The organism is Pseudomonas sp. HMSC063H08, from assembly GCF_001813645.1.
GTDB classification, from domain to species: domain Bacteria; phylum Pseudomonadota; class Gammaproteobacteria; order Pseudomonadales; family Pseudomonadaceae; genus Pseudomonas; species Pseudomonas aeruginosa.
This window is the reverse complement of record NZ_KV813578.1, coordinates 1-452: the sequence shown is the minus strand read 5'-3', so window position 1 is coordinate 452 and position 452 is coordinate 1. Positions and strand designations below refer to the sequence as shown.

The 452-nt window shown below is 60.4% G+C and carries 1 protein-coding gene; it reads left to right on the top strand.

The features are described from left to right. Positions 1 to 119: 119 nt before the first annotated feature. Positions 120 to 452: TIGR03745 family integrating conjugative element membrane protein (locus HMPREF2924_RS26745; protein WP_070700782.1), on the top strand; the 333-nt coding region annotated here is incomplete at its 3' end.

Genomic DNA, 452 nt, shown 5'->3' with positions numbered 1-452 from the left:
CGCGGCTGGGCCACCAACAACCTCGACAGCGCAACCGCCGGCGCTTCCGCGATCCGGATCTTGGTCCTCCTCGGCATCACCTCTTTCTTCCTCCTCAGCTGACCCATACGGAGACACTCATGCTGAAATTCACCATCCAGAAACTGTCCGCCCTCCACCGGAGCCTGGCTGCCATCACTTTGGCGCTCCCCGGTATCGCCTTGGCTGCACTCCCCAAACCCGAGGCACCTACCCGTGGGGAGGGCTCGGGGATCATGCAAACCATCCAGAACTTCGGCTATGACGGAGCGATGTTCCTCGCGGCACTCATCTGCGTGGCTGTCTTTTTGGGGGTCGCTTGGCATACCTACGGCACCTATCACGCTATCCATGACGGGAAGAAGAAGTGGTCGGATCTCGGAGCGGGCGTGGCCGTAGGTGTCGGCCTGCTGATCTTGATCATTTATCTCGTC